This window comes from Brevibacillus gelatini, assembly GCF_003710935.1.
Classification (GTDB): Bacteria; Bacillota; Bacilli; order Brevibacillales; family Brevibacillaceae; genus Brevibacillus; species Brevibacillus gelatini.
On record NZ_RHHS01000028.1, the window covers coordinates 100,308 to 107,019 of the forward strand.

Here is a 6,712-nt window from a genome sequence, read left to right on the forward strand (position 1 = left end):
CATGATGATTCGTTTATTACATCAGCTCACAAATGTCGAATGGCTTTCCATGACCTTTTCCGGATTGGTCGCTTATTTCGTGATATCGAGGCTGTTAAAAGGGGAACCGTCTCGAGAACCCATAACAGACGCTCTATTCAAAAGCGGTTTAATTGTTTTAGCCATTTGGAAGCTATCCCCACTCGTTTTACAGCCTACGTTGCTGTTGGACGAAACCTTGAACCTATTTAGTTTTTTGCTTTCCACCGGTACGGATCCAGGATTATACCTAGGTGTTGCTGCAGGAGTATGGTTTATAACCTACAAAATTCGAAAAGACAGCATACCGGCAGAAAAAATAACGGAAGTATTGCCATTCGGACTATTAAGTGGATTTGTGGTGTTTTTCCTTCTGAACCGAAGTGTCGGAACGGTGACTGAAATGCCCTGGGGAATAGCAGTTGATCAATCTTCGTACCGATATCATCCATTAGGTCTGTATCAACTCATTTTTGGAATTGCTACTGGACTGTTGATGATATGGGCGAAAAGAAGAGGAAAGTCTGTATCATTTGGTTCATTTCTGTTGTACTTTAGTTTGTTTCAGATGACGTTGACATTCTTCCAGTATACAACACCATATTTTCTCGGTCTGTCTCTTCAGCAGCTTTTCTTCATTGTAGTTGCCGCTTTAAGCATTATATTCAACACGCATAAAAAAGAAGGGAAGGATATAACATGAAAGTCGTTCTGTTTTATCTTGGCGATTATCCAGTCCGTTCCTACGGACTCGTGGTCGTCCTAGCCATCCTCTTAGCTGTCGGGATCGCGCGATATCTGGCCAGAGATACCGTATATCGTGATCATATATCCCCGTTTGCAGTTACAGCGGTCATTTCTGCTTTAATCGGGGCAAGATTGTGGGAGGTTCTGTTTTTTCAATGGGCGTATTATTCGACTCACCCGCTGGAGATAATCGCAATTTGGAACGGTGGTTTATCCATACAGGGAGCGATTATCGGCGGTATTGCTTCCGCGATTTATTATACGTGGCGACATAAGTTGTCCTTTTGGGACTTTGTTGATACGTTGGCCCCTGCAGTTGTCTTTGGACAAGGAATAGGGCGGATTGCTTGTTTTTTGAATGGCGATGCATTTGGATCGCCGACCGGGAGTAATTTTGGAATCGTCTATCCGGAAGGGACGATTGCCTATGAACGCTACGGATCGCAACCGTTGTGGCCGGCTGAAATTTGGGAAGGACAATGGGATTTTATTATTTTTGGTATCTTGATCGCAATGAAAACAAAAAAACTTCCGAAAGGCATTCTCTTTGTTACGTACCAATCCCTGTACGCATTAGGCAGATTTGCTCTTGAATTTTTAAGAGGAGACACACCTAGGTATTTGCTCGACTGGACGGCTGCGCAATGGACTAGTTTCGCAATAATCGTATTGATGATAATGTTTGCCATCGCCATAGTTTTTCGTGAAAAAAGGGGCGACGTCTCGTAACGTATGAACGGGATAGACTGTAATAGGGAGGTGTCTTGAATGTCTTCCACTATACTCATTGTAGATGATGAACCACAGGTTCTTGAGATCCTCTCCTCATATTTAAAAAAGGACGGGTATCACGTCATAACATCAGAAAACGGGAAGGAAGCAATCGAGTTAGCATTAACATACCCTATTGGATTACTTGTTTTGGATCTGATGCTCCCAGATATTAACGGCGAAGAGGTATGTAAAGAGATCCGAAAACATTCTCGGGTTCCCATCTTGATGTTAACGGCGAAAAGCGGTGAATCAGACCGAATCAAAGGATTGGAACTTGGTGCAGACGATTATCTGGTAAAGCCATTTAGCCCACGTGAGTTAGTTGCTCGAGTTAGAGCCATTTTAAGGAGGAGCGGAGAATACCAAACCCTTAGTGATCACATCCAAATTGGTGAGTTGGCAATTTCACTAACCTACAAAACTGTCACGAAGAATGGGATACCTGTAGAATTAACTCCTAATGAATTTCGTTTACTCACAACATTAATCCGGCACCCTGGACGCACTTGGAGCAGGGAAGAACTAGTTTCGGAGGTTTTAGGGCTTGATTTTCATGGTAGTGATCGAACGATCGACACCCATGTCAAAAACCTGCGGCAAAAAATCGAGGATGATCCGAAACAACCTGTATATTTGAAGACCGTATACGGTTTAGGCTATCGGTTTGAGGATCCTACAAAGAATTGAGGGTAGCAGATGCGAAAAATTTGGGTCAAGCTAGCTCTCGTACTAATGATTGTAAGTGCAAGTGGTATTCTGGTATCGATGTTATTGTCCATTAAAGAAATGGATTATCACTTTTCCTTTTATCTGCAGGATTTAAGCAAAAAGCATCGTGAGGAAATTATCTCACTTGTGCGTGAGGAATATCAAAAAGAAAACGGATGGGGAAACGGCGTCTTTTCAAAATTGGCAGCCTTGGCAAAGGTACTGGACCTTGAAATCACACTTTATGACAAGAATCATCAAATCCTTAGAATGGTAGGTAATCATCGAGAAGGTAATGCTCAACCTTATTCGAATGCAAATACGATTCCTATAACGCTTGGTAATGAAAGTATTGGGTACATCTATATTTTACACAATGCTGATAATTCGGCCATGTCGTTGGAAGAACATTTTCAGATTGCTCATACAAAAGCAATGCAATGGACAATGTTGGTATTACTATTAATCGCATCGATCACTAGCATCATCATAGCACGTCGAATTGTACAGCCTATCGTACACATGAGTAAGGCAGCGGTATCAGTTGCAAATGGTAATTATTCTGTTAGGGTACCGATTCCGCAGGACCAGAATGAACTGTCTGAGTTAGTGTACACATTTAATCAACTGATTACGAGTTTACAAAAACAAGAAGAGCTAAGAAAAAGATTGACTTCAGACATTGCCCATGAATTGCGCACGCCATTAAATACATTGTTGGCCCAAATTGAGGGAATGATCGACGGTGTATGGGAGGCAAGTCCAGAACATCTGGAATCCACTAGATCCGAAGTACTTCGTTTGACGAGGCTAGTAAGCGATCTAGATCAAGTCGTTCAAACGGAAGCAGGTGCCTTCCGCATATCTAAGGAAGAACTGGATGTTAGCGATGTCGCGAAAGAGATTGTGGAATCCATGAAGTCTTCGTTTCAGCGAAAAAATATTCTGTTGATTCCCAGGCTGGAACGGTTGGCGTTAGTTGTGGGTGATAAACAAAGGTTAGCACAAGTTTTTTCCAATCTGCTCACCAATTCGCTCAAACATACGGAGCCAAATGGAGAGGTAGTTGTTTCCGTCGAAAAAGATCGTGAGACGGTGCTGATAACAATACAGGACAATGGTATCGGTATTCCCGAAGAAGATCTTCCGCATGTCTTTGAAAGGTTTTATCGTGGCGATCGGTCACGCAACAGGGAACGGGGTGGATCCGGACTTGGACTAACCATCGCAAAGGGAATCGTGGAAGCCCATCAAGGAGAAATTAATATTGAAAGTGAGTTGGGGAAAGGAACTATAGTAACGATCCGATTACCATCTTTACGCAAGTGATAAATGCGAATTGCCTAGTTTTCGCGTGCTTGATGATTTAGCAAGTGAAATTCGACAAGCAGTCAATCAAGAATTATTCCAACAAGTATTGAACCGGTTGTCCAGCGATCAAATACATACATTGAACGAATTGCTAATAAGAAGCGAAAACCAGCATTACAGCGAATTTAACCGATTTAAAAAACTTCCCAAAAAGCCAACCTTGAAAAACCTAAAGGACCACATTAATCATTTCATTTGGCTTCAATCCCATGGTGATATGACCCCATTTTTGAATGGGATCGCACCATCCAAGATCAAATACTTTGCGGCTGAAGCCAAGTCATTAAGTGCATCGGAACTGAAAGATTACTCTGAGCCGAAGCGCATTACTCTTCTCATTTGCTTAATTCATCAGGCTCAAGTCAAAACCAAAGATCATTTGGCTGAAATGTTTCAAAAACGGGTTGGGAACATACATAAGGCCAGTAAACAAGATCACCAGGACATGAAGGAACAGAAGCAAAACGAGCTGGAAGACCTGGTTTCGATCTTTAATGATGTTTTACTTGTCATGGCCAGCGGAAATGATGACACAGCCAGTCATGAAAAAGTAAAAGAAACGATCGCCTCTTATGGAACTATCCAGGCATTGTTGGATAAATGCGAAGCAGTGGCTTCAATTAAGGGAAATAATTACTATCCATTCATCCAGAAACATTATCAAAAAAGTCGATCCACTCTTTTCAGTTTCGCTGATCTATTGCAATTTACATCCACTTCTCAAGATCAAACCTTGGTGCATGCACTTGAATTCGTGATGGAAAACAGGCACAAGCGCACGGATTGGCTGCCCGATGAAGTGGATCTTTCCTTTGCTCCTGATCAATGGCGCAGGATGATTCGCGTAAAACAAAGGGTTGGCGGTTGGCTCATTCATCGTCGGCATTTGGAGGCTTGTGTCTTCTCTTGCATTGCCACAGAACTAAAATCTGGTGATATATGTGTCCCGGGGTCCGAATCGTATGCTGACTATCGGGAACAATTGCTTCCTTGGGAAGAATGCGAACCTTTAATCCCAGAATACTGCCGGGAGTTAGGTTTCCCTGAGAATGAAGTGAACTTCGTAAAAGGATTAAAATCATGGATGATCCAAGTCTCAAAACAAATTGACCAGGAATTCCCTGATAATGAGCATGTTAGCATCAACGAAGACGGTGAACCCGTGTTAAGGAAAGTGCAGAAACGCGAATATAAAAAGTCATTGAAGGAATTAGAGGAGCTTATTAAAGAACGTCTCCCTGAAAGAAATCTAATTGACATCCTATGCAATGTTGAACACTGGGTCAACTGGACACGCCATTTCGGACCATCTTCCGGCTCCGATCCAAAGCTAAAAAATCCGCGTGAGCGATACATCTTAACCACTTTTGCTTATGGGTGCAATTTAGGCCCCGTCCAAGCCGCCCGTCATATGCGAGGGGATGTCACTTGGAATGTCCTGTCTTATGCGAATCAAAAGCACATCACGGCAAAAAAGATTGACCAAGCTATGAAGGACATCATTAACCATTACCATCATGAGTTTGATCTACCCAAGCTGTGGGGAACAGGCGAATCCGCCGCGGCCGATGGAACCCCATACGACATTTATGAAGAAAACCTCTTGGCCTAATATCATATTCGCTATGGGAGCTATGGAGGGATTGCGTACCATCACATAGCAGACAATTACATCGCTCTTTTCAGTCACTTCATCCCCTGTGAGGTTTGGGAAGCCGTTTATATTCTTGATGGTTTACTGAAAAACAAATCCGATGTGCAACCAGACACCATTCATGCCGACACACAGGGGCAATCTACGCCTGTATTTGGCTTATCCCATCTGTTGGGTATCAAACTGATGCCACGGATTCGGAATTTCAAAAAGCTTACTTTCTTCCGCCCCAGTCCTGCAATGAAATATACGCACATTGATTCTCTCTTTAGCGATTCGATCGACTGGGATTTAATCCAATTGCATTGGAAGGACCTTTTACAAGTAGTCTTGTCAATTAAGCATGGGAAAATCTCTTCTGCTATGTTGTTAAGAAAGCTGGGGAATTACAGCCAAAAAAACAAACTGTATCAGGCATTTAGGGAACTGGGCCGCGTCGTACGCACGGTTTTCTTGCTCCAATACATTGCCGATATTGATCTCCGCAGGAAAATCACAGCCACTACAAACAAAGTAGAGGCTTACAACGGATTTTCCAAGTGGCTGTTCTTTGGTGGAGATGGCATTATTGCCGACAACGATCCTGAACAACAGGAAAAGTCCATTAAATATGGAGATCTGGTTGCAAACGCGGTTATTTTCCAAAACGTCGTTGATTTGACCGCGGTGGTACGTCAATTGAGGCGAGAAGGGTATTACGTAGACTCAGACGATCTGAGTGCACTCAGCCCTTATCTAACAGAGCATATCAAACGGTTTGGTGATTATGTTATTGATTTGGATAAACCGCCTCAGCCTTTAGATGGGAAGCTGGAATTAGAGTTGGAAATTGCTTGAACGGAGGGCCTTTGCGCCCCTTTTTTATTTTTTTCAATTTTTTCTATTTTTTTCTATCTATCATGCCGCTTTTGTGCGTATCTCGGAATTTCCCCCATTTATATGTTGATTCAGTACTGGAATATTTTTAATTCAAGGGAGCAAAATAGGCATTGACCCTGTACTTAAGTACAGGGTTTATACTAAATATGAGGTGAAAAACAAATGCAGTATCGCATTGGAGAACTCGCAAAGAAATGCAATGTTAACAAAGAAACGATTCGTTATTATGAACGAATGGGCATCATACCAGAACCTTTTCGTACAGATTCAGGATATCGTGTTTACTCAGAACATATTGTTGATCGTTTGAACTTTATTAAGCGTATGCAGGGATTGGGATTTACACTAAATGAAATTGATAAATTGTTAGGTGTTGTTGATCAGGATGAAGCAAAGTGCCGCGATATTTATGATTTCACTGTCAAAAAGTTAAAAGATATACAACGTAAAATTCAAGATCTTAAAAAAATCGAACAAATGCTCATTAACCTAAAAGAAAGATGTCCCGAAAACAAAGAGATTTATGAATGTCCCATCATTGTGTAACCGTCAAGTAGTTTT

General features: G+C 42.0%; 5 protein-coding genes and 1 pseudogene. All 6 read left to right on the forward strand.

Annotated elements, in window-relative coordinates; genetic code table 11:
- Position 1: 1 nt before the first annotated feature.
- The 6 genes and pseudogenes from EDM57_RS12550 to merR all read left to right on the forward strand — a co-directional run bounded on the left by EDM57_RS12550 (position 2) and on the right by merR (position 6,697).
- Entirely contained in the window at positions 2-721 is a 720-nt protein-coding gene (locus EDM57_RS12550; RefSeq protein ID WP_122905085.1) for a prolipoprotein diacylglyceryl transferase family protein, read from the forward strand.
- Positions 718-1,494, forward strand: a complete 777-nt coding sequence (gene lgt, locus EDM57_RS12555) for a prolipoprotein diacylglyceryl transferase (protein ID WP_122905086.1) — start codon at positions 718-720, stop codon at positions 1,492-1,494. Before EDM57_RS12550 ends, lgt begins: the two co-directional genes overlap by 4 nt.
- Before the next feature lie 39 nt (positions 1,495-1,533).
- Positions 1,534-2,226, forward strand: coding sequence for a response regulator transcription factor (locus tag EDM57_RS12560; protein WP_122905087.1), 693 nt, complete (start codon positions 1,534-1,536; stop codon positions 2,224-2,226).
- A 9-nt stretch (positions 2,227-2,235) separates the two neighbouring features.
- Positions 2,236-3,576: a sensor histidine kinase gene (locus EDM57_RS12565; protein ID WP_122905088.1), complete on the forward strand. Its 1,341-nt coding sequence runs from the start codon at positions 2,236-2,238 to the stop codon at positions 3,574-3,576.
- A gap of 913 nt (positions 3,577-4,489) precedes the next feature.
- Positions 4,490-6,109: pseudogene (locus tag EDM57_RS23750) on the forward strand (Tn3 family transposase); the annotation flags it as partial.
- Positions 6,110-6,313: 204 nt separating this feature from the next.
- Complete coding sequence (merR, locus tag EDM57_RS12580) at positions 6,314-6,697, forward strand: mercury resistance transcriptional regulator MerR (protein WP_122905091.1); 384 nt, start codon at positions 6,314-6,316, stop codon at positions 6,695-6,697.
- The last annotated feature ends 15 nt before the right edge of the window (positions 6,698-6,712 follow it).